This is a genomic window from Lutibacter sp. TH_r2 (assembly GCF_033101135.1).
Taxonomy (GTDB): domain Bacteria; phylum Bacteroidota; class Bacteroidia; order Flavobacteriales; family Flavobacteriaceae; genus Lutibacter.
The window spans coordinates 190,594-212,390 of sequence record NZ_JAWMPV010000004.1 but is presented as its reverse complement, the minus strand read 5'-3'; the positions used below and the strand labels follow the sequence as shown (position 1 = coordinate 212,390).

Below are 21,797 nucleotides of genomic sequence, written 5' to 3'. Positions count from 1 at the left end.
AGTGATAAATGGTTTTAATATAAATAATCGATAAACAAGGGTTTAAAGAGTAAAATTGTTTTTGTACCTCTTATAATAAACAACTAATTAAACTTAACTTGAAGATGAATTACGTTTTAGGTGAATAAAATTAGTGAGGTGAAAAATGTACCTTTAAATCACCATTTATCAATCTGTTTTCGTTGTCAATTCCACTAAATACTCCTTTTTGAAAATCCCTGCCATCTTTTAAGTAATAGGTTTTAAAATAAATATTAATTCTTTCAAGAGCAATAATTCCTGAAAAGTTAAATCTTAAATTTAGAATAGAGCCTTTGTTTAAAAGTTCCATTCTGTCTTTTTCTATATATACATTTTCAGTTAATGTGATTATTTTATAACTATTCGGTAAAATTTTAAATTTAATAGTTTCTTCAAAATCCTCTTTTAATTGAAAGGTAATTTCATAAGTTCCTGGGATTTTTCCAAAAATTGCAGAAAAAGGACTTCTATTTGAAAGTTCTAAAAAGTGTTTTGGAACAACGCTATTATTAACAATACGTTTATCTCTAACTTCCATAGCAATATAGGGGGGAATATATGGTGTTTGGGCTTTTTCATCCATATCTTCCTTGTTTTCACACTTTTCTAATATGGAGCGTCCAGCTACGGTATTTGTGTAAATATCAAAGGTGCAATAGGTACCTACAAGATAATTAATGTTTGAAGAATCTTTATGGCCCGTGTAATATATTTCGCTTGCACCATCAATGTATTTATCACCTGATAGCGTTTTTGTTCTAATAGTAATAGTATCACCGTGTATATTAACAGAACCATCACTATAATGTTCTCTAAATGTTCCATCTTCTAATGGGTAAAGGAAAGTGTGTTTAATCTTTTTCCAATTGTTTGAAATAACTGTTTTACCTTTAATAACGCTATTGTCTTCACCAAAGTAGTAATTTAGGTAATAATAAGTATTATCTGTATTTTTATTAATAAGAGCTAGTTGTTGTTCTTTATCTTCTTTGGAAGTACTTATGTTGTTAAAAAAATCTTCAAAATTTTCATAACCTATATATAATAATATAATAGATTTATAGAATTCATTAATTTTAATAGTTCGTTTTCCTTTTTCTAACTCGCGAGATTTGTCATATAAGTATTTACCATTAATAAAATCGTTGCCAATTTCTTCAAAATCTTTTTTTAAACTAGGTTTATCATCATCAAATGATCCATAACCATAAAGCTGAAATGTTTTTGGAAGGTTTGTAATGTTATGCTTATACATAAAAGTTTCAACTATTTTATCTAGTATAAGTTTAAAGTATTCTGTTGTTAAAACTAATGATTCTGATTTCATAATATAAATTCCTAAAATAAATATAAAATTATTGAAAATATAATTAATATTTAAAATTAACGGGAATTAATATTAACAATCTAATTTTACTCTTGTAATTAAAGTAAATTATTATCATAAAAAGATATATTATATTATGAAAAAATCTATCGTATTTATTTTTCTGTTTGTTGCAACTTTTGGGTTTGCTCAAATTAACGTAACTGGAAAAATAACAGACAAATTAGGCGAGCCATTACCTGGAGCTACAATTATTGAGAAAGGAACAACAACAGGTGTGGTTTCAGATTTCAATGGAAACTATGAGATATCTGTATCATCAGATAGCGCAGTTTTAGTTATTTCATTTGTGGGATTTGTTACAACAGAGAAAAAAGTAGAAGGAGCAAATAGAATAAGTATTGAGTTAGAAGAATCTGCACAATCTTTAGATGAAGTAACCATTCAAGGTTTTACGGGTGTTATTGGGAAATCTAGAAAACGTACAGCAACTATTCAAAGTACTCCAGAATCTGTAACAGCTTTAAATTCAGAAGGTATTGAAAATGCAGGAATAAACGATGTGAGCAGTTTTTCTAGTTTAGTCCCAAATTTAAAGTTTAATACTTCTCAAGAAATTGGTTTAAATACAATTACGGTAAGAGGTATTTCACAAGTTAGAGGAGGAGATGCACCGTTGGCATTTGTAATTGATGGTGTTACCATTCCAGATCCAAGTTTATTAAGTCAGGAATTATATGATTTAGCACTGATTGAAGTGGTAAAAGGACCTCAAGGAGCTTTGTATGGAAAAAACGCCATTGGTGGAGCTGTAAATATTTATACAAAAGAACCAACCAATACAATGTCTAATAAAATTAAATTAGGTCTTGGAAATGGCGGTTTAAAAGAAGCTCAATTTATTTCTTCAGGCGCTTTAAAAAAGGATAAGGTATTTTATAGAGTTTCAACTCAATTTAAAGATTTTGACGGTTTGTTAACTAATGAATTTTTAAATAAAAAAGTAGATTTTAGAAAAGATGTGAATTTTAGAGGTCAATTGAAAGCGCGTGTTACAGATAATTTTACGGTTACTGGTACATATCAATATTTTGATTTAGATGGTGGTGCGGCTTATTATTCTGTAAATCCAACTGGTTATGAAGGATTTCCAGGAGGAATTTTAGATCCAAACCCAAAAGATGGAAACAATGTTATTGTTGCTGATTTATTAGGAAATTCTGATATGATTAACAACTATGGTAATTTTAAAATGGATTATTCTTTTGAAAATATGAACCTTCAAAGTATAACATCTTTTAATAAAGTGGAAAAATCGATTGTTGGGGATCTTGACTTTTTAGATTTTGATTTGTTTACGCAAGATAGAGTTACCAACACAAAAACATTTAATCAAGAAATTAGATTGAATAATAAAAATACCGACGCAAAATTAGATTGGAGTTTAGGAGGTTTTTATCAAAATACAGAAAAAGAACTTGTTGAAAATGGTGCTGAAGAAGGAGCAGCTTATCAGGTAGCAGATTATAAAAACACCACTAAAACTATTGCGCTTTTTGGATTTGCAGATTATAAATTAACAGAAAAGCTAACTGCTTCTGCTGGTTTTAGATATGATATTGATGAATTTAGTCAGGAAGATTATTTATTTGAAACGGAATCGTCTAGAGATAATAATGAATTTCAACCAAAAGTATCGCTATCTTATCAAGCTTCAAAAAATGTTTTATTCTATGCAAACTATGGTAAAGGATATAGAACAGGAGGTTATAATGCAGATGCTACAGATCTTTTCAACAGAGATTTTAAAGATGAAACTTCAGAAAATTATGAGTTAGGTTTTAAAACCACTTCTTGGAATGATCGATTTATTTTTAATGGATCTGTTTTTGCCTCTAAAATGGAAAATCAACAACAATATATTCTTGATTTAAATACTTTTATTTCAGGAGTTTACAATTATAATGAAAGTAAATTTGTTGGGTTTGAGTTAGAATCTCGCTTACGTTTAACAAAGTTTTTAGATGTTTTTGCAAACTATGGATATACAAATACAGAAATAGTAGATGGTGGAAAAACTGGAGGTGCCAATGGTGATACAACGGATAATACGGTTTATAATGGTAATAAAACACCTTTTGTTCCTGAAAGTAATTTTAGTGTAGGATTGGAATCTTCATTTAAAATAAATTCTGAATTAAAGTTTAATGGATTTTTAAATTTAGATACAACAGCAAAAACATATTGGCACGAAAGTAATAGAGATGCATTTACAACAGATGCTTATTCTTTATTAGAGGCTCGTATTGGGCTAGAGTACAAAAACTGGAAGTTAGATATTTGGGGTAAAAACCTTACAGATAAGCAATATTATCAAGAATTTTCACCAGGAGAATTTGTTGGTAGTCCTGATGATGTAGCTTGGAGAGGACAACCTTTAAGTTTTGGAACAGCAATTTCAGTTAAGTTTTAAAAAAAATTAAGTAGTAAATTTTGAATTAATTATTTAAGAGGAAATATATTATTTCCTCTTTTTAAACTAAAAGTATGTTGAATAAGAATCAAAAAATGGTTGCTGAATTTTCAGAAATTTTAATGGGAGAAATGTTTAAGGTTCAACCAGGAGAATCAGTTGCAATTACTATAGATATAGGTTCAGATAATACAATTGTTGATGCTTTAGCTGCAGCAACTTTAAAGTTAGGTGCAAAACCTTTGATAATGTGGATTCCTAAAGCAGAAAAAGATAGTCAGGCAGGTATGAAAGATTGGCCTTCTGAAGCATTAACTGCAGCGTTGTGCAATGTTGATGTTTGGATTGAAGCAAATTCAGTAGTGTTATTGTATTCAGATATTTGGGAAACTGCAATGCGAGATAACAAAAAAATACGTTATTTAATTATTGCAGATAGTACCATAAAATCGTTACACAGAGTTTTTACAGGGTTTGATATTCAATTGTTAAAGCAATTGTTGAATAAAGTTCGAAAAATGGTAATGGATTGTAAAACAGTGAGAATTACTAGTGAAAACGGAACAGATGTTTCATATGATATAGATTTGAATTACGCTTTTGATATTGACGATGGCGATTTATCTCAACCAAAATTTGGTACAGCTCCAGGATTTGTAAATATAGTTCCTAAATTAGCAAGTATGAATGGGATTATTGTTTTCGATTACTTGCAAAATGCTAATACAAACAGTGTTTTAGGTTTTGAAATGGCAAATGGAGCAATTAGTGATGTAAAAGGAGGGAAAGAAGCTTCAGAAAATTTTAAAAAATATCTAGCTTCTTTTGAAGATGAAAATATGTATAAAATCTCTCATAATATGTTAGGTTTAAACCCGAAAGTTAATGAATTAACTGGGGAACTTGTTGAAGATGAGCGTATTTGGGGAGGTGCTGATTTTGGTTTTGGACATACAAGTGCTATGGATATGCCACCGTTTGGGCAAGAAGCAAAATCGCATTTTGATGGTGTTGTAAGTAATGTGAGTATCTATTTAGACGATATTCAAATTTTTGATAGTGGCGAAGTATGTCATCCAGATTTAAAACCGTTAACACAAAACTTACTAAAAAATTAATAATGGCTCAAGAAGGAGATCAATATGCTACTAGTAAGGTTCAACCAAAAGATTTTGTTTCGGGTTGGGTTGTTGCTCTAATTATTGCAAGTACTGGACTTTCTGTTTCCACATTGTTTTTAGGTTCAGAAATTGCGCTTAATTTAGGTCTTAAAAAAGCACTAATTGCATTTGGTGTGTCAACATTGGTATTAACCATAATGTGTATGGCAACTACCTTAATTGGTAATCGTTCAAGATTATCAACCTATATGATTTTGCATTTTAGTTTTGGAGAATATGGAGCTAAAATTGTAAATTTTATATTTGGAGTTACTTTAATAGGTTGGTTTGCTGTTGCTTTAGAATTGTTGGCTATTGCAATTTTTGATACTACAATAAGTACATTTAAAGTTGAAGTTTCCAAAGAGCTAATTATTATTGTAACAAGTATATTTATTACAATAACAACGGTTTACGGTATACGAAGTATAGAAAAGCTTGCCAATATTTCTATCCCTATTTTAACCGGATTTTTAATCTATGTATTTTATCTTTCTATAAAAAATTTAGAAAACCCTTGGGTTGAGCTGTTCAATTATGTTCCAACCAAAAGTACAATGACCCTTTTTGATGCAACATCAATTTTAGTAGGTGCAGCAATCTTGTTTCCTGTATTAATGGCAGATTTTTCTAGGTTTGTAAAAACAGATAAACAAAGTTTAGGAGCCGTACTTGGACTTACAATTGGTACACCGTTAGCACTTATATTAAGTGCTGTACCATCTATTCAAACAGGTGAAGTAGATATTATTAAAATAATGGAGCAGTACAATATGGTTATCCCTGCTTTTTTATTACTCTTTATTGCAACTTGGAGCACCAATGCTACAAATTTGTATTCTGCTAGTTTAACTTTTGCAACAATAAACAAAAAATGGAGTTTCAAAATGGTTGCAATTGTGTCTAGTATATTCGGTACAATTTTGGCTTTATTGGGTTTTGCTCAATATCTTTTTGATTTTCTTGAATTTTTAGGGATTTTAGCTCCATCAATATCTTCAATCTATTTTATTCATTTCTTTTGGATTAAAAAACAAAAATATAATCTGGAAGATATAAATAAATGGGAACCAGCAGCATTAATAAGTTGGGTGGTAAGTTCAGTAATTACTGTTTTTACGTATCTTGAAGTTTTTCATATTACGCACGCTTATTTTATCGATTCGTTTTTATTAGGTGGAATTATTTACTTGATTTTGAAGAGGAAAGAAATTTTTAAAAAATAGTTTACAGGTTACATTCTTTCTTCAATCCATTTTTTAAATGCAAAGAAATTTTGGGGTGCAACGCCGTGACCTACTGGATATTCTTGATAGCTATGTTTTACCTCAATTTGAGTTAAAAATTCATCGGTTTGTCTAGCCCATTCAACTGGTAAAACTTGGTCAACACTTCCGTGAGATAAAAAGAAATCTAAATTAGCATAAAGTGGATTGTTGTAATTATCAGGTAAAATCTCAAAATTAGCATAACCACTTAAACCTATAACTTTTTGAATTTTTTCTGGATAGCTTAAAGCAACTGCAATACTTAAAATACAACCTTGACTAAAACCTAATAAAAATGTTTGTTTAGGTGTTTTAGCGTAACGTTCTTGAATTTCAGAAATAAATTTAGAAATTAAATCTCTAGATTCGATAGCTTCTTCATCGTTTGAAAACTTACCACCACTATTATCCATATTAATAGTGTACCAGCTATAACTTCCAAAACCTAATGTTCTTGGAGCTCTAGTACTTACAATAATTAAATTTTCTGGCAATTCGGCTGCAAATGAAAATAAATCTTCTTCATTACTTCCATAACCATGTACTAAAATTAATAAGTTAGTTTGTTCGTTTATTTCGTTTGGTTCTTGAACCAGGTATTCTAGTGATAATTTCTCCATTTTTTAAATAAGAATAAAAAAATGTCATTTTAAATAAAGTGAAATATTGTTTAGATTCTTCACTTCGTTTAGAATGACATTGATAAATGTTTTGTTAATTAAGCAATTCCTTTAAACCAATCTTGAAATTGATCTCCTAATAAAGGTACTTTTTTTTCTTCTCCTTGAGCAGCACCAATAAGTCCCATAATCCAAAGTACAAGTGCTCCAACAGCAATTACCGCTCCTGCAGTTCCGCTAACATAGCGCGAAACTAGGGATGCAGCTAAACTTAAAAGGTTAAGCCCTAATGCTTGGCGTAAATGAAATCCTGTAAAAGCATTTCGTTTACTGTTGTTCATTAAATAGGCAATAATAAACCCAATCCACCATAAGTATGATACTATTGCTGCTGTTTTACCTTCGTTAACTGTTTGATTTTCCATATTTTTAGTTTTAGTGGTTTATAATTATAATATTACTTGGTTGTTTGCAATTATTCCATAAGCTTTACCTATCATTTTTTTATTCATAAAAATACTATTTTTTGAAGATGATAAAATATCTTCTTCGCTAAATATATATTCAGCTGTAGGAGTGAAGAGTGATAACTCTGCTTTGTTACCAACCTTAATAGGATTTACTTCAATATTGAATCGTTTTTTTGGTTTTTCTGAAAGGTTTTCAACTAGCACTTCTAAAGGTAAAACTTGATTTAAACTTCCAAATAAACTTTCTAATCCAATGGATCCAAACTTTGCATTGTTGTATTCCATTTTTTTGTGTTCAATATCAATTGGGTTATGGTCGCTAGTTATCATATCAATAGTTCCGTCTTTTACACCTTCAATTAAAGCATCGCAATCTTTTTGTGTTCTCAAAGGTGGAAGTACTTTGTTGTTAGCGTCGAAGTTTTTAATTTCATTATCAGTTAAAGTTAAATGATGCGCTGAAACACTACAAGTAATATCTAAACATTTAGATTTAGCTTCTTTAATTAATTCTACTGATTTTTTTGTTGAAATTGTTGGAATGTGTAATTTGCCTTCGGTATATTCTACTAAAAATAAATCTCTAACAATTTGTATTTCTTCTGCTAAAGCTGGTATTCCTTTTAATCCAAGTTGCGTGCTATTTACTTCTTCATTTACCAATCCGGAACCTGCAATTCTATTTTCTTGAGGAAAACTAATTAGTAAACCGTTAAAGTTTTGAGTGTATAAAAGTCCTATTTTTAATAAATTAGGATTAGAAATAGCTTTGTTGTAGTCTCCAAATGCAATGGCGCCAGAATTTTGCATGTCAAATAATTCTGCCATATCTTCACCTTTCATTCCATTTGTAAAAGCTCCAATTGGGTGTATGTTAGTAGCAGAATATTGAGCTTTATTTATCATTAATTCAATAACCGCTTTATTGTCTGAAACTGGGTTGGTGTTTGGGTTAATAGCAACTGCTGTAAATCCACTTTTTGCAGCTACTTGTAAACCGTGATCTATTGTTTCTCTTTCTTCAAAACCAGGTTCTCCAAAGCAAACCGAAGTATCAAACCAACCTTGTGAAATATGTAAATCTTCAAGTTGAATAATTTCAGAATGTGCTTCAGAAATTGAATCTTCAATTTTAGAAATAATTCCTTTTTCAATTAAAATATCTTTTGTTTGAAGATGGTAAGGACTGCTTTTGTCTATTATTTTAGCAGCTTTAAGAAGTAGTTTCATAGTTTGAAATATTTTAAAATAAGCATTTCAAGAAACAAAAATAGGATAGAAAATGCTAAAAACCATTTAAAAAGCCAATTGATTTTAACATTGTTATTAACTATTTCAAAAACTTGATCTACTGAATTGTAAACTTTTATGTTTGGTTGGTTGTTGGTTAAAGCATCAATATCTAAATAATTTAAATCGCTTTCTTCTCTATTGTAGTTAAAAGCAATGGTTTGAATGTGCTGTTTATTTCTATTTAAGCTGTAAAAACCACTTTTTAAAGGTTGATTTTGAAGTGTAAGCTCAACTTTGTTTTGTGAACTTTGCTGTAATGGAATAAATTCTGAATTTTTATTAGAGAGTGTTAAAACTTCATCTTTACCAATAGATGCATTTATGGTAATGTTTTGATTGTTTTTTATAGTGTAATATAGTGTATTGTTGTTAAAACTTGTTTTTCCCATATTGTAAAAAACAGGAACAATAAGAGGTGAATTGATAAAATTACTAGTTTTAATATTTAGAGGTGAAGCAACCCAATAACAATTGCTTTTACCAATGTTTTTTGCAGCAATAAAAGCGTTGTTAGTATCAAATTTAAGTATTGATGTTGTGTTTTTTAATGTTGAAGAAAAGTGTAGTTTACTATTTGGATATTGAAAATTTGATATCTTTTTTTCAAATACATCCTTTATAAGTGGATGCTCAAAATTAATAGATGTGATTTTGTGTTCTTTTTCAATTTTAGATTGTATGGTGCCTAAACCTATTTTTTGAAATAATTTATTGTAAGAGTTAATGTTTGTATTTACCGAAGGTATAATTAAAATATTTCCACCATTTTTAATAAAGTTATCTATACTATTTACCAACTCGTTTGGTATAATATCGAGTTCGTTTAAAATAATAAAATGTTGACTTTGGATGTTGTTGTAATTTAAATTTTGAAGAGGTTTTTGGGTAAAATTAAATTCGTTATTTGAATAGATTTTACTTAAATATTTGGAGGTGTTTCCAATGCTTAAAATGTTAATTTTTTCAGGGTTAGAAATTGAAAAATAAAAGTCGTTATCAAACGCTAAATCATCAACTGAAATTGAAATTTTTCCATTGAAATTTTGTTTATTTGGAATGGTGAAAGTTGCTTCAGAAGTTGTAGTGTTTTTAAAGTTAGCTGTTGTTTTTCCAACCAGTTTATTTGAGTCGTAAAGGGCAATAGCAAAACTATCATCAATTGGTTTTATACTTTTTAGACTTGTTTTAAGGGTTGTTTTATTGCTGGTTTTTGATACAATAAATATACTATCTATAAAAATATTTTGGTTGGTTGTTGGTTGTAGTTTTACAAGAGAAATTTGCGAGTTTACATTTGTAACTATGCTTTTGTTTTTTAAATTAACATTTTGAAAATCAGAAAATAAAATATAATTAAGTGAAGTGTTAGTTTTAGTGTTTTTATTGTTGTTTAAATTTAGTAATACAGTATTAATATCTTCTTTTTTTACGGTATATTCTAACTTTGTTAACTCATTTTTAATATTATTTTTAGTAGTGTTTTTAAAGCTACTGTTGTTTGTGAGTAGCGAAACGGTTTCATCACCTTCTAAAAAATTATCAATAATATTTTGTGCAGTATTTTTTAGAATTTCGCCATTTTCATTTTTAGCAGACATGCTTAACGAGTTATCTAAATAGATGCTGGTTGCAATTTTTTGATCGGCTGAAATATTAGAAAAATAGGGTTGAGTAAAAGCAAAAATAATACATGTAAAAGCTAACATTCTTGTAGCTAAAATTAAGTACTTTTTTAGCCTTGCACTTTTACGAGTTTGTTGTTCTATTTTTTTTAAATATTGAACATTTGTAAATGGAGTTTTTTTGAATTTTTGCAGTTGAAATAAATGCACTATTATTGGAATAATTAATAAAAATAGTGCGTATAAAAGTTCAGGATATTTAAACTGCATTTTTAATAAGGTTTATCAAATATATGAAATTAACTAAAGTAATATTTTAAAATACCTAATGCATAATTACTTGCAATTGTATTTGCAAAACGTGCAAAATCTATATTTGCATTATCATTTGCTTCATCAGATATAATTCGAATAATAGAAAAAGGAACATCATATTCAAAGCAAACTTGTGCAACCGAAGCTCCTTCCATTTCGCAGCAAACAGCCGAAGCTATTCCTTTATTTAATTCGGCAATTTTTTGTTTACTTGAAACAAATAAATCTCCACTTGCAATATCGCCTTTAATTACTTTAGGTTTTGTAATGTTAAATGTATTAGCTTCATTTTTTTCAACATAAGTTGAGTAATTTTCAATAAAATTGTTTGTAGCTTTTAGCAATATTGAAGAGTCTTTTGTTTCAACATACAATTGTTTTAAAATTGGAATTTCAAACTGATTGTAAAATGGCCTTGCATCTAAATCATGTTGATATAAATGTTTACCAATTACAACATCTCCAATGTTTAAATGTGGTTGAATTGCTCCTGCAACTCCAGTAAAAATAAGTTCGTTTAAATCAAAATCATTAATTAATTGTGTTGTTGTAGCTGCTGAAGCTACTTTTCCCCAACGTGAAAAAACAATTACTACTTTTTTACCAAATAAATCACCTTGATAATATGTTCTTTTACCTTTTTCAGTTGTTGATATGTTTTTTAATTCGTGCAGAAGTGCTTGTACTTCCTCTTGCATTGCGCTAATAATTCCAATCATTTACTGCTTTTTAATTGATTATTTTTCCATCTTTCATTTCTAATTTTCTATCTGCCATGTTTGCTAACTCATTGTTATGCGTTACAATTACAAAGGTTTGATTGAATTTATCTCGTAATTCAAAAAATAATTGATGTAAGTTTTTAGCAGAAGCAGAATCTAAATTACCACTTGGTTCATCTGCAAAAACCACTTTTGGATTGTTAATTAAAGCTCTGGCAACTGCAACACGTTGTTGTTCTCCACCAGAAAGCTCATTTGGTTTATGTTGGGTTCTATTTTCTAAACCTAGAAATTTGAGTAATTCTTTAGCTTTTATTTCTGTTTCTTTTTTATTTTTTCCGCCAATAAATGCTGGAATACAGACATTTTCTAAAGCACTAAATTCTGGTAGTAATTGATGAAATTGAAAAATAAAACCAATATGTTCATTTCTAAACTTTGATAAACCTTTATCTTTTAAATTTAAAAGGCTTTGATTGTTAATAGTAAGTGAAGTGTTGTTTTCTTTATTAGGTTTATCTAATGTTCCTAAAATTTGTAGAAGTGTTGTTTTACCTGCACCTGATGGTCCAACAATTGCCACAATTTCACCAGTATTAATTTTTAAATCTACACCTTTAAGTACTTCTAATTCTCCGTAATATTTATGTATGTTTTTAGCTTCAATCATTATGCAAAAATAATAGCCGTGAAAATACAATTAATATTGATTAGAGCCAATTTTTAGCTTTATTATAATCAATATAATACACGAACCTAACGGATAGGTTATGAAGTATAGATTCGTCAAATAAATTATCTAAATTCTCACTAAAACTTAAGTTAGATAATTGATCTTCGTTAAAAATTGAGTTTCTGTATAGGGCAATTAATTGACTTCCAGGGGCAAATTCCCAAGTATAATTTAAATCAAAATTCCAAATATTGTAATTTATATTATGATTACTAGAATAATTGTTTTCGACTAAAACGCCTTCATTGTTTAATAAGTAAAACTGGGTGTTATACTCTACAGGTGACCAATAATGGCGAAAAGTTAAATTTAATGCGGACTTTGTACTGAAATTATATTTTCCAGATAATGAATTTGTAATAGATTTTGTGTCTCTTTTTCCAAAAATAATATCACCATTTTCTAACTCATTTACATAACCATAATCATTAGAGTCTTTTGAGTAAGATAATTCGTGAATAAATGATAGTTTGTCGTTTATTCTAAACCTTGGCGAGATACTACTTGAAATATAATAATTGTCGTTTTGTGTTCTTTTAGAAATGTATACTTGTAAATCAATAGCAAATTTTTTTCTATAATCGGTAGAAATCCAATTGTTAGAAGCTATTCGGGGAGACTTTTTAAAATATCTACCTTCAACTCGAGGTTCATAATAATCGTATTGGTTTCCTAAACTAGTTTCAAAATAACCACCAAAATCTAATCTACCTTTTTTAGTTTGAAAATAGTAATTTACACCAATTTCATTATCTGTATAGGTATTTGGTTTGTGTAGGTAATTTATATCAGCCCAAAATGCAAAACGGTAACTGTCAAAGTTTTTTGTTGGTTCAAAAATTTCATAGGTTAGGTAAGATTCAAAATTGCTAAAATTATTTCTTTGCTGAAATCCTAAATCATTTTTATTAAAATTTTCATCTTGTAGGCTATGCTCAATACCATATTGCCAATTTCCGCTAATTTTTCGGAGTGCTATTTCGGTTGAAATACCTTTGGTGGTTTTATCAAATTCGTTTAAATAACTAAAGCTACTACCACCTTCAATTTTAAATTTGTTTGATTTATTAGTTAAGTCGAATAATAATGCTGAAACATTTGCATCTCTAAACTTACCTTCTCTCAAAACATTGGTGTTTACAAAAGAGATTGATGAGTTTTTATTAAATTGCTTGTCTAAAACAATAACACTATAGTTTGCAAAAGGTTCTGTTATTATTTTTCGAAGCTCATTTGTGTTGGTATTTTTAATGGTAGCTTCAGTTTTTTCGGTTATGGCGTTAAATACTCCAATTCCTAAACCATTTTTTGTTCTTCCAGAAACTTTAACGGCGTTCAACATTTTTACATTTGAGGGCTCGTTTAAAATTTCTTCATTACTGTTTAAATCTTCATTTGTATTAATATAGGTAGAAGGTGAGTTTCCAACTCTTCTAGAGTAAAATAAATCTCCTTTACTAAATAATTCAGTTCCTTCAGTAAAAAATGCTCTTTTCTCGGAATATTCTTGTTCAAAAGGACTTAAATTTAAAATTAGATTGTCAAATGCAGTTTGCCCAAAATCTGGTATTAATGTAGCATCTAGTGTAAAACTTTCGCTAATTCCATATTTTACATCCATTCCAAAACTAGTGTCAAACTTTTTGTCACTATCAAAAATTGAATAATTTGCAGATGCGTAAGGTGAGAAACTTAAGCGCACAGGAGGTTTAATATTTTTAAATCCTTTTAAAATACCTGCGTATTGTTGAATATATCCTTTGGTTTTATCTATAGGGTTCCAAACAAATTGCTCTTTAGTGTTCTGAATTCTTCTATGAAAATTTAAACCCCAAATTTGTTCTTTATTATTTGAAAAGCGTAAAGCAGAATAGGGAATTTTAACTTCAACTACCCATTTATCGGCATCAATTTTTACGGCGCTTTCCCAAACGCCGCTCCAGCTAAAATCTTCGCTATCTACAGTAGCTTTAGCGTCTGCTTGATTTCCTGTTGCTTGAATAAAAAATTCGGTATCGTTTAATCCATCGTTTAAAGGATTAATCATAATTCCAAACCAATCTACTTGTCCAAAATTATCTCTAGTGCTAGATTCTAAAGCAATATTTTTAATGTCATCATCAAATAAATAAGCTCCGAAGTAGATAGCTTCGTTATCATATGCAACTTTTACTTCTGTTTTTTTATTTGGATGTTCTTTATCTCCAAATCCAGGTCTAAACATTACAAAGTTTTTAGCTACTTCAGAATTTTGCCAAAAATTTTCGTCTAAAACTCCATCAATTTTTGGTGCTTTTTCAGTTCGAGTAATATTTAATATTTTGGGATTTAGATTAATTTGTGCATGTGAAATAAAAACAAATAGAAATAGGAATAGAAAATTATTTATTTTCATTTTTAGAATGAAGCTGTTTGATTAAGTTGCGTTAAAGTTACTAACTTGCTATTTTTAGGTTCTTAAATATATGTTAATTATCAACTTAAGGTATTTCATTATTAGAGTTAATTTAAGATATTTTTTAAAAAATCCACATTAAAAATACAATTTGATTTATTACATTTGTTGAAACCTAATTAAAATTTAATCTCTAATGAATTTACACGAATATCAAGGAAAAGAATTACTTAACAGTTTTGGAGTAAGAATTCAACGAGGTATTGTTGCTGATAATCATAAAAAAGCAGTAGAAGCCGCTAAACAATTGGCTACAGAAACCGGCACTGGCTGGTGGGTAGTTAAAGCACAAATTCACGCAGGTGGTCGAGGAAAAGGCGGAGGCGTAAAATTGGCTAAAAGCTTGGCTGAAGTTGAAACAATTTCAGAAAACATTATTGGAATGATGTTGAAAACACCTCAAACATCAGCTGAAGGTAAAAAAGTACATCAAGTATTAATTGCTGAAGATGTTTATTATCCTGGCGATAACGAACCTGAAGAATATTATATGTCTGTGCTTTTGAATAGAGCTACTGGTAAGAATATGATTATGTACTCTACTGAAGGTGGTATGGATATTGAAACAGTTGCTGAAGAAACACCTCATTTAATTTTTACTGAAGAAATAGACCCTTTAATTGGTTTACAAGCTTTTCAGGCGCGTAAAATTGCTTTTAATTTAGGTTTGTCAGGTGGAGCTTTAAAAGAAATGATAAAATTTGTTTCTAGTTTATATACTGCTTTTGTAAAATCAGATTCTTCATTATTTGAAATAAATCCAGTTTTAAAAACTTCAGATGATAAAATTTTAGCTGTTGATTCTAAAGTAACTATAGATGATAATGCTTTGTTCCGCCATAAAGATTTAGCAGAATTAAGAGATTTACGTGAAGAAAATGAAATTGAAGTTGAAGCAAATGCTGCAGGTTTAAATTATGTTGATTTAGATGGGAATGTTGGTTGTATGGTTAACGGTGCTGGTTTAGCAATGAGTACTATGGATTTAATTAAACAATCTGGTGGTGAACCTGCAAACTTTTTAGATGTTGGTGGTACTGCAGATGCAAAACGTGTTGAAACTGCTTTTAGAATTATTTTAAAAGATGATAATGTAAAAGCTATTTTAGTAAATATTTTTGGTGGAATTGTACGTTGTGATAGAGTAGCGCAAGGTGTTATTGATGCTTATAAAAATATGGGAGATGCTATTAAAATTCCAATTATTGTTCGTTTACAAGGTACAAATGCTGTTGAAGCAAAACAATTAATTGATGCTAGTGGTTTAGATGTTATTTCCGCTACTGAATTTAAAGAGGCGGCAGATAAAGTACAAGCGGTATTGGCTTAAATATATTAAAAGTATAATAAACAAAAAAAAACCGAGCATTGCTCGGTTTTTTTTTGTTTTCATAGTCAGATTTTAAATATCTTCAAAACTAACATCTGTAAAGTTTTCAGTAGATGTAGAAACATTTTCTTGCTCTGATGGTCTTTTGAAATCTTTTTGGTGACGTTCAGAAATTACTTCCTCGCCTTTTTCAGTTAAAATAAAGTCTGTTGCTGCTTTTAACATTTCGTTGAATTCAGCAAAATCTTCTTTATACAAATAGATTTTGTGTTTTTTGTAATGGAATGATCCATCGTCGTGAGTGAATTTTTTACTTTCTGTTACAGTTAAGTAATAGTCATCAGCTTTTGTTGCTCTTACGTCAAAAAAGTAAGTTCTTCTTCCTGCTCTAAGAACTTGAGAGAATATCTCTTCTTGTTCTAAATGTTCTTTGTCATTCATAATTAACGTTCTATTTTATTCATCTTTAAATTAGATTTACACAAAGCTATAAAAATAATTTAAGTACGCACATTTTTTTAGAGTTCTTTTTCTAAAAGTTGTTGTTCAAAAAGTTCTTTATAATAGCCTTGTTTATTAACTAATTCATTGTGAGTTCCTTGTTGTATAATTTCGCCATTTTCCAATACAATAATCTTATCTGCATTTTTTACTGAAGACACTCTATGACTTATAATTAGTGTAGTTTTGTTTTTACTAATTTTATACAGGTTGTTAAGTATAACTTCTTCAGTTTCAGTGTCTACGGCAGATAGGCAATCGTCAAAAATTAGTATTTTTGGATCTTTAATAATTGCTCTGGCAATAGAAATTCTTTGTTTTTGTCCACCAGATAAAGTTGTACCTCTTTCTCCAACATAGGTATTGTAGCCTTCATTAAAATTTATAATATTATGGTGAATGTATGCATCTTTTGCAGCTTGTTCAATTTTAGCATCTGACGCGTTTTGGTCGCCAAATTTAATGTTGTTTTTTATGGTATCTGAAAACAGAAATGCTTCTTGAGGAACAAAGCCAATACTTTGCCTTACATCATCTAAATTTAAATTTTCAATATTATTATGGTCAATAGTTACTTCACCACTTTTAACATCGTACAAGCGTGCAATAAGGTTAATGATAGTAGATTTTCCAGATCCTGTATTTCCTAAAATACCTAAAGTTTCTCCTTGTTTTAATTCGAAACTTACATTTTTAAGGGCAGTAATATTTGTATCGTCATAAGTAAATGAAACATTATTAAAGGCAATGGTTCCGTTTATTTTGGAGTGTGTTGTTATGTTATTTTGAATTTCAGGTTTATGTTTCAAAAACTCATTAATTCTAGTTTGTGAAGCTTCAGCTTGTTGAATTATAGAAGTAACCCAACCAACAACAGCAACGGGCCATGTTAACATATTTACATACATAATAAATTCTGCAATTACACCTAAACTTATAGAACCTTCTATATAACGTAGACCACCAATATAAATTACCAATACGTTGCTAATTCCAATTAATAAAATCATTAAAGGAAAAAATAATGCTTGAGCTTTAAATAAATCTATGTTTTTTTCTTTTGTGGTATTTGTAAGTTCTTCAAATTCTGTAATAGATTGGTATTCTATTCCGTAAGATTTTAAAATACTAATTCCTGAAAATGTTTCTTGTGCGTTTGCAGTTAATTTTGATAAATATTGTTGTACAATAGTGCTTCGTTTGTTTATTATTCTACTTAAAATATAGATAGAAATTGATAAAATAGGAAGTGGAAGTAATGTGTAGATTGTTAATGTAGGATCAATATCATACATTTTGATAATGGCAACAATAAACAGAATAAGCATGTTTGTTGTGTACATTACTGCTGGTCCAAAATACATACGTACTTTACTAACATCTTCACTAATACGGTTCATTAAATCTCCTGTTTGATTTTTTTTATAGAAGTTTAATGAAAGACGTTGGTATTGTTGGTAAATTTCATTTTTTAAATCAAATTCAATTAATCTAGACATTACAATAATAGTTTGCCTCATTAAAAAAGTGAAAAAACCTGAAAGTAAGGCTACACCAATTATTAATAGAATATTGTTTAAAAGTTCTTCTTTAACTAAATCAACATCTGTTACAATATCTTTGCTATAATCTTCGGCATTGTTAATAGTTTCTCTAATTAATTGTGGAACTTGTAAGGCAAGTATTTTAGAGCATATTGTAATTAAAATACCAATTAATAATCGGTATTTATATTTTATAAAGTATTTATTTAAGTAGCGTAATGCTTTCATGTATTTATATTTATTGTTTTTTAAAGGTTACATGTAACATCAAATACAATTATTTATTTACCGTGCCTTTTGGCGGGTAAACAAGATATAACCATGGTTTTTGATGTTTCATAAAAACAATTTGGTGTAGTAATTTAACCGCACGAATATACATTAATATTATGGTAAATGATATTATTTTAAGATACATTTAACTAACAGTAAATTTCATTTTTGTTGTGTAGATTCTAAAAAAAATATACTATTTTTGCGCAGTTAAAATTAATAATTAACAAAAGTTCTTTAAATGATAAATAGAAGACATATTAGAGTTAAGGTAATGCAGAGTGTTTATGCAATGCTTCAATCTAAAAGTGATAATCTAGTAAAAGAAGAAAAGTTTTTATACGGAAGTATAGATAAAATGTATGATTTGTACGCAATTTTACTTCAATTATTAGTTGAAGTTAGAACACTAGAAAAAAATCATTTAGAGTTGTCTAAAAAGAAAATTCTTGCTACTAAAGAAGAATTAAGCCCAAATACCAAATTTGTTAATAATGCTGTTCTTAAACTGCTTTTTGAAAGTGTTTCATTAAGTAGTTATATTGAAGATCACAAATTGAATTGTTGGTATTTAGATGTGGATTACGTAAAAGATATTTGGAAACAAATTAAGTTAAGTGATGCGTATGAAAAATATATGCAATCTGAACAATCTTCATTTCAAGAAGATAAAGAGTTTATAGCTTCTGTTTTTAAAACTATTATTGCGCCAAGTGATAAATTAGCAGATTATTTTGAAGGTCAAACTTTAAGTTGGGTAGACGATATTCCTTTTGTAAATACATGGGTTTTAAAAACTATCAATAAGCTTAAATTAGGTGAGACTTTTATTTTAGGAAAGCTATATAAAGATGAAGATGACAAAAAATATGTGTTAGATTTATTTAGAAAAACAGTTTTAAACCACACGGAGTTTGAAAAAGATATTGAAGATAAAACACCAAATTGGGATACTGAACGTATTGCCGAAATAGATATGATACTTATTAAAATGGCAATATGTGAGTTTTTGAAGTTTCCTTCAATTCCTTCAAGAGTTACCATTAACGAGTTTATTGAAATATCAAAAGATTATTCAACTTCAAAAAGTAGCTTTTTTATAAATGGTGTTTTAGATAAACTGCTTAAAGAGTATGAATCTTCAAAAAGGATTAATAAAATAGGTAGAGGATTATTATAAATTTATATTTTTACTAAAATTTTAAAAAATGAAAAAAGTATTATTTCTAGCTGTTATAGCAATTGCAACTATTGGATGTAAAGACAATGCATCGTCAAAAATTAAAACAGAAAATATTGAAGTAGCTAAACAAAGAGATGCAAAAATAGCTTTAGGAAGCGCTAAAATAGAATTTGATCAAACAAATTACGATTTTGGCACTATTACAGAAGGAGAAATTATTGATGGTGTTTTTAAACTTAAAAACACAGGAAAAGCTGATTTAGTAATTGTAAGTGCAAGAGCTACTTGTGGTTGTACAGTTCCAGAATGGCCTAAAGAAGCAATTAAACCAGGAGAGTCTAGTGAGTTAAAATTTACATTTAATTCAAGAGGAAGATCAGGAAAGCAAACAAAATCAATTACCTTAAAAACAAATACAGGTAAGGTTACTGAAACACTACGTATTTCGGGAATGGTAGAAAAAAAGAGTTAATAGTTAAAAATAGAAAATATGTATAATACAATAGTTTTACAAATGGGAGGAATGGATTTAACACAAATGTTACCATTTTTACTAATGTTTGTGGTGATTTATTTATTTATGATTCGCCCACAAATGAAAAAAGCCAAAAACGAAAAGAAATTTCAAAGCGAATTAGCTAAAGGAAATAAAATAGTTACAACAAGCGGAATTCACGGTAAAATTGTAGATATTGTTGATAGCGATAACACTGTAATTATTGAAACTGGTGCTGGAAAAATAAAATTCGAGAGAAGTGCTATTTCAATGGATTTGAGTAAAAAATACGCTACTCCAATAGCTAAAAAATAACAATAATTTTTATTGATATTAAAAGTGAGCCAAAAGCTCACTTTTTTTGTATATTTAAGTTTTATAATTAAATAATGAGGAGTAATATACAAAGTGCGAGCAACACATTATTAAAAAATAGAAAACTTAAAGTTTTTCTATTTTTTTTAGTGTTAACAGCAATTATATGGCTATTAGTTGAATTGTCTAAAACATACACTAGCGAAGCTAAATTTAATGTGAAATATAAAAATATTCCAGAAAATTTATTGTTACAAAACAAACCTATAAGTATTGTAGATATTCAATTAAAAGCTCCAGGATTTTCTTTGCTTAAATACAAAACTTTAAATAGAGATATAAATTTGAGCCTTGCTAACTTAAGTAAAAATAAAAAAGGATATTATATTTTAACTAACAATCAAAAGGCATTTATAACAAAACAATTATCTAGTAATGTTGAAGTAATAAAAGTACAAGAAGACACTATTTATATTGATCTTGGAGCAAACATATCTAAAAAAGTACCCGTAAACGTATTGTTAGATTTAGAATTTAAAATGGGCTATAATTTAATAAATAGTTATCAGGTTAAACCAGATTCAGTTTTAATAAAAGGTCCACAAAAATATATAGATTCTATTCAAGAAATTGCTACAGAGGTTAAAGCTATAAAAGAGGTTTCTGAAAATGTAAATACGGAATTAAAACTTCAACTTCCTGCAAAACAAACAAATGTAAAAGCTACTGTAAATAAAGTAAAAATAATTTCTAAAGTAGATAAGTTTACTGAAGGGAAATTTAAAATTCCAGTAGCAATAATAAATCAACCAGATAATATACTAGTAAAACCTTTTCCAAAAGAAATTGAAGTTTATTATATAGCAGGTTTAGCTAACTTCAATAAAATTTCAAAAGAAAATTTAGAAATAGTTTTTGATTTTAATCAATATAAAAACGATACTTTAATCACTAAATTAAGTCCAATTGTACAACATAGAAGTGAGTATATTTCTACGTTAAAAATTGTACCAGAACAAATAGAATTTTTAATTCAAAAGAAAAAATGATAGTTGGTTTAACAGGTGGAATTGGAAGCGGAAAAAGTACAGTACTTAAAATGTTTCAAAAATTAGGAGCTCAATCATTTATAGCAGATATTGAAGCTAAAAAAATAATGAATTCTGATGAAGAGTTAGTTTTAAATATAAAGCAAGTTTTTGGAGATGAAGCTTATAAAAATGGTGAATTAAATAGGGCTTACATTGCAGAAAAAGTGTTTAATAATAAAGAAAAACTTAATAAATTAAACGCCTTAGTACATCCAAAAGTAAGAGCATATTTCAATAATTTTTCAAAAGGAAAAGAAAAAGAAATAATTATTTATGAAGCTGCAATTTTGTTTGAAAGCGGAAGTGATAAAATATGTAATTATGTAATCACAATAACAGCTGATTTAGAGGAAAGAATTAAAAGAATTCAAAAAAGAGACCGCATTTCTAAAGAGCAAATACAAGCTAGAATAAACAATCAAATTAGTGATGCTGAACGAGTTAGTAAATCAGATTTTGTTATTGAAAATAATAACTTAATAGCAACACAAGAGCAAGTTAATACAGTTTTTGAGTTACTTTTAAAATTAAACAAAGATTGATAAATCTCTTAATAATCTGTTAAAAAAATATAAATATTGTTAA

Annotated in this window: 19 protein-coding genes; 9 read left to right on the top strand and 10 right to left on the bottom strand. The window is 28.4% G+C overall.

The window, feature by feature from the left end; all coding sequences use genetic code 11:
• Positions 1–130: 130 nt before the first annotated feature.
• Positions 131–1,348, bottom strand: coding sequence for a hypothetical protein (locus tag R3X25_RS12645; RefSeq protein ID WP_317675283.1), 1,218 nt, complete (start codon positions 1,346–1,348; stop codon positions 131–133).
• Positions 1,349–1,484: 136 nt separating this feature from the next.
• On the opposite strand from R3X25_RS12645, the gene R3X25_RS12640 reads away from it, so the two are divergent.
• The 3 genes from R3X25_RS12640 (at position 1,485) to R3X25_RS12630 (ending at position 6,207) form a co-directional block, all read left to right on the top strand.
• On the top strand, positions 1,485–3,821 hold the full coding sequence (locus R3X25_RS12640; protein WP_317675282.1) for a TonB-dependent receptor: 2,337 nt from the start codon (positions 1,485–1,487) through the stop codon (positions 3,819–3,821).
• 74 nt (positions 3,822–3,895) lie between these two features.
• Complete coding sequence (locus R3X25_RS12635) at positions 3,896–4,939, top strand: hypothetical protein (RefSeq protein WP_317675281.1); 1,044 nt, start codon at positions 3,896–3,898, stop codon at positions 4,937–4,939.
• A 2-nt stretch (positions 4,940–4,941) separates the two neighbouring features.
• Entirely contained in the window at positions 4,942–6,207 is a 1,266-nt protein-coding gene (locus tag R3X25_RS12630; RefSeq protein WP_317675280.1) for a purine-cytosine permease family protein, read from the top strand.
• Between the two features lie 8 nt (positions 6,208–6,215).
• Here R3X25_RS12630 and R3X25_RS12625 read toward each other — a convergent pair whose 3' ends face one another.
• The 7 genes from R3X25_RS12625 to R3X25_RS12595 all read right to left on the bottom strand — a co-directional run bounded on the left by R3X25_RS12625 (position 6,216) and on the right by R3X25_RS12595 (position 14,419).
• Positions 6,216–6,869 (bottom strand): alpha/beta hydrolase, encoded by a 654-nt coding sequence (locus tag R3X25_RS12625; RefSeq protein WP_317675279.1) that lies wholly within the window; start codon positions 6,867–6,869, stop codon positions 6,216–6,218.
• 98 nt (positions 6,870–6,967) lie between these two features.
• Positions 6,968–7,294 carry a hypothetical protein gene (locus R3X25_RS12620; protein WP_317675278.1) on the bottom strand — a complete coding sequence of 109 codons (327 nt, stop codon included), beginning with the start codon at positions 7,292–7,294 and terminating at the stop codon, positions 6,968–6,970.
• A 24-nt stretch (positions 7,295–7,318) separates the two neighbouring features.
• Positions 7,319–8,569 carry a dihydroorotase gene (locus tag R3X25_RS12615; protein WP_317675277.1) on the bottom strand — a complete coding sequence of 417 codons (1,251 nt, stop codon included), beginning with the start codon at positions 8,567–8,569 and terminating at the stop codon, positions 7,319–7,321.
• Complete coding sequence (locus R3X25_RS12610; RefSeq protein WP_317675276.1) at positions 8,566–10,524, bottom strand: BatA domain-containing protein; 1,959 nt, start codon at positions 10,522–10,524, stop codon at positions 8,566–8,568. Before R3X25_RS12610 ends, R3X25_RS12615 begins: the two co-directional genes overlap by 4 nt.
• A gap of 29 nt (positions 10,525–10,553) precedes the next feature.
• Positions 10,554–11,288: a 5'-methylthioadenosine/adenosylhomocysteine nucleosidase gene (locus R3X25_RS12605; protein WP_317675275.1), complete on the bottom strand. Its 735-nt coding sequence runs from the start codon at positions 11,286–11,288 to the stop codon at positions 10,554–10,556.
• A 10-nt stretch (positions 11,289–11,298) separates the two neighbouring features.
• Positions 11,299–11,961: an ABC transporter ATP-binding protein gene (locus tag R3X25_RS12600; RefSeq protein WP_317675274.1), complete on the bottom strand. Its 663-nt coding sequence runs from the start codon at positions 11,959–11,961 to the stop codon at positions 11,299–11,301.
• A 40-nt stretch (positions 11,962–12,001) separates the two neighbouring features.
• On the bottom strand, positions 12,002–14,419 hold the full coding sequence (locus R3X25_RS12595; protein ID WP_317675273.1) for a DUF5916 domain-containing protein: 2,418 nt from the start codon (positions 14,417–14,419) through the stop codon (positions 12,002–12,004).
• A 196-nt stretch (positions 14,420–14,615) separates the two neighbouring features.
• Between R3X25_RS12595 and sucC the strand changes: the two genes are divergently transcribed.
• Positions 14,616–15,809: an ADP-forming succinate--CoA ligase subunit beta gene (sucC, locus tag R3X25_RS12590; protein WP_317675272.1), complete on the top strand. Its 1,194-nt coding sequence runs from the start codon at positions 14,616–14,618 to the stop codon at positions 15,807–15,809.
• 72 nt (positions 15,810–15,881) lie between these two features.
• Here sucC and R3X25_RS12585 read toward each other — a convergent pair whose 3' ends face one another.
• Entirely contained in the window at positions 15,882–16,250 is a 369-nt protein-coding gene (locus tag R3X25_RS12585) for a PUR family DNA/RNA-binding protein (RefSeq protein WP_317675271.1), read from the bottom strand.
• Positions 16,251–16,327: 77 nt separating this feature from the next.
• On the bottom strand, positions 16,328–18,082 hold the full coding sequence (locus R3X25_RS12580; RefSeq protein ID WP_317675270.1) for an ABC transporter ATP-binding protein: 1,755 nt from the start codon (positions 18,080–18,082) through the stop codon (positions 16,328–16,330).
• Between the two features lie 286 nt (positions 18,083–18,368).
• On the opposite strand from R3X25_RS12580, the gene nusB reads away from it, so the two are divergent.
• The 5 genes from nusB to coaE all read left to right on the top strand — a co-directional run bounded on the left by nusB (position 18,369) and on the right by coaE (position 21,754).
• Entirely contained in the window at positions 18,369–19,307 is a 939-nt protein-coding gene (gene nusB / locus R3X25_RS12575) for a transcription antitermination factor NusB (RefSeq protein WP_317675269.1), read from the top strand.
• A gap of 28 nt (positions 19,308–19,335) precedes the next feature.
• Entirely contained in the window at positions 19,336–19,782 is a 447-nt protein-coding gene (locus tag R3X25_RS12570) for a DUF1573 domain-containing protein (RefSeq protein WP_317675268.1), read from the top strand.
• Between the two features lie 18 nt (positions 19,783–19,800).
• Positions 19,801–20,121, top strand: a complete 321-nt coding sequence (gene yajC, locus R3X25_RS12565; RefSeq protein WP_317675267.1) for a preprotein translocase subunit YajC — start codon at positions 19,801–19,803, stop codon at positions 20,119–20,121.
• Between the two features lie 74 nt (positions 20,122–20,195).
• Complete coding sequence (locus tag R3X25_RS12560; RefSeq protein ID WP_317675266.1) at positions 20,196–21,170, top strand: CdaR family protein; 975 nt, start codon at positions 20,196–20,198, stop codon at positions 21,168–21,170.
• Complete coding sequence (gene coaE / locus R3X25_RS12555) at positions 21,167–21,754, top strand: dephospho-CoA kinase (RefSeq protein ID WP_317675265.1); 588 nt, start codon at positions 21,167–21,169, stop codon at positions 21,752–21,754. Before R3X25_RS12560 ends, coaE begins: the two co-directional genes overlap by 4 nt.
• Positions 21,755–21,797 lie beyond the last annotated feature (43 nt).

Coding starts and splice junctions, on each gene's coding strand:
- R3X25_RS12645 (WP_317675283.1), bottom strand. CDS start 1,348: ATGAAATCAGAATCATTAGTTTTAACAACAGAATACTTTAAACTTATA.
- R3X25_RS12640 (WP_317675282.1), top strand. CDS start 1,485: ATGAAAAAATCTATCGTATTTATTTTTCTGTTTGTTGCAACTTTTGGG.
- R3X25_RS12635 (WP_317675281.1), top strand. CDS start 3,896: ATGTTGAATAAGAATCAAAAAATGGTTGCTGAATTTTCAGAAATTTTA.
- R3X25_RS12630 (WP_317675280.1), top strand. CDS start 4,942: ATGGCTCAAGAAGGAGATCAATATGCTACTAGTAAGGTTCAACCAAAA.
- R3X25_RS12625 (WP_317675279.1), bottom strand. CDS start 6,869: ATGGAGAAATTATCACTAGAATACCTGGTTCAAGAACCAAACGAAATA.
- R3X25_RS12620 (WP_317675278.1), bottom strand. CDS start 7,294: ATGGAAAATCAAACAGTTAACGAAGGTAAAACAGCAGCAATAGTATCA.
- R3X25_RS12615 (WP_317675277.1), bottom strand. CDS start 8,569: ATGAAACTACTTCTTAAAGCTGCTAAAATAATAGACAAAAGCAGTCCT.
- R3X25_RS12610 (WP_317675276.1), bottom strand. CDS start 10,524: ATGCAGTTTAAATATCCTGAACTTTTATACGCACTATTTTTATTAATT.
- R3X25_RS12605 (WP_317675275.1), bottom strand. CDS start 11,288: ATGATTGGAATTATTAGCGCAATGCAAGAGGAAGTACAAGCACTTCTG.
- R3X25_RS12600 (WP_317675274.1), bottom strand. CDS start 11,961: ATGATTGAAGCTAAAAACATACATAAATATTACGGAGAATTAGAAGTA.
- R3X25_RS12595 (WP_317675273.1), bottom strand. CDS start 14,419: ATGAAAATAAATAATTTTCTATTCCTATTTCTATTTGTTTTTATTTCA.
- sucC (WP_317675272.1), top strand. CDS start 14,616: ATGAATTTACACGAATATCAAGGAAAAGAATTACTTAACAGTTTTGGA.
- R3X25_RS12585 (WP_317675271.1), bottom strand. CDS start 16,250: ATGAATGACAAAGAACATTTAGAACAAGAAGAGATATTCTCTCAAGTT.
- R3X25_RS12580 (WP_317675270.1), bottom strand. CDS start 18,082: ATGAAAGCATTACGCTACTTAAATAAATACTTTATAAAATATAAATAC.
- nusB (WP_317675269.1), top strand. CDS start 18,369: ATGATAAATAGAAGACATATTAGAGTTAAGGTAATGCAGAGTGTTTAT.
- R3X25_RS12570 (WP_317675268.1), top strand. CDS start 19,336: ATGAAAAAAGTATTATTTCTAGCTGTTATAGCAATTGCAACTATTGGA.
- yajC (WP_317675267.1), top strand. CDS start 19,801: ATGTATAATACAATAGTTTTACAAATGGGAGGAATGGATTTAACACAA.
- R3X25_RS12560 (WP_317675266.1), top strand. CDS start 20,196: ATGAGGAGTAATATACAAAGTGCGAGCAACACATTATTAAAAAATAGA.
- coaE (WP_317675265.1), top strand. CDS start 21,167: ATGATAGTTGGTTTAACAGGTGGAATTGGAAGCGGAAAAAGTACAGTA.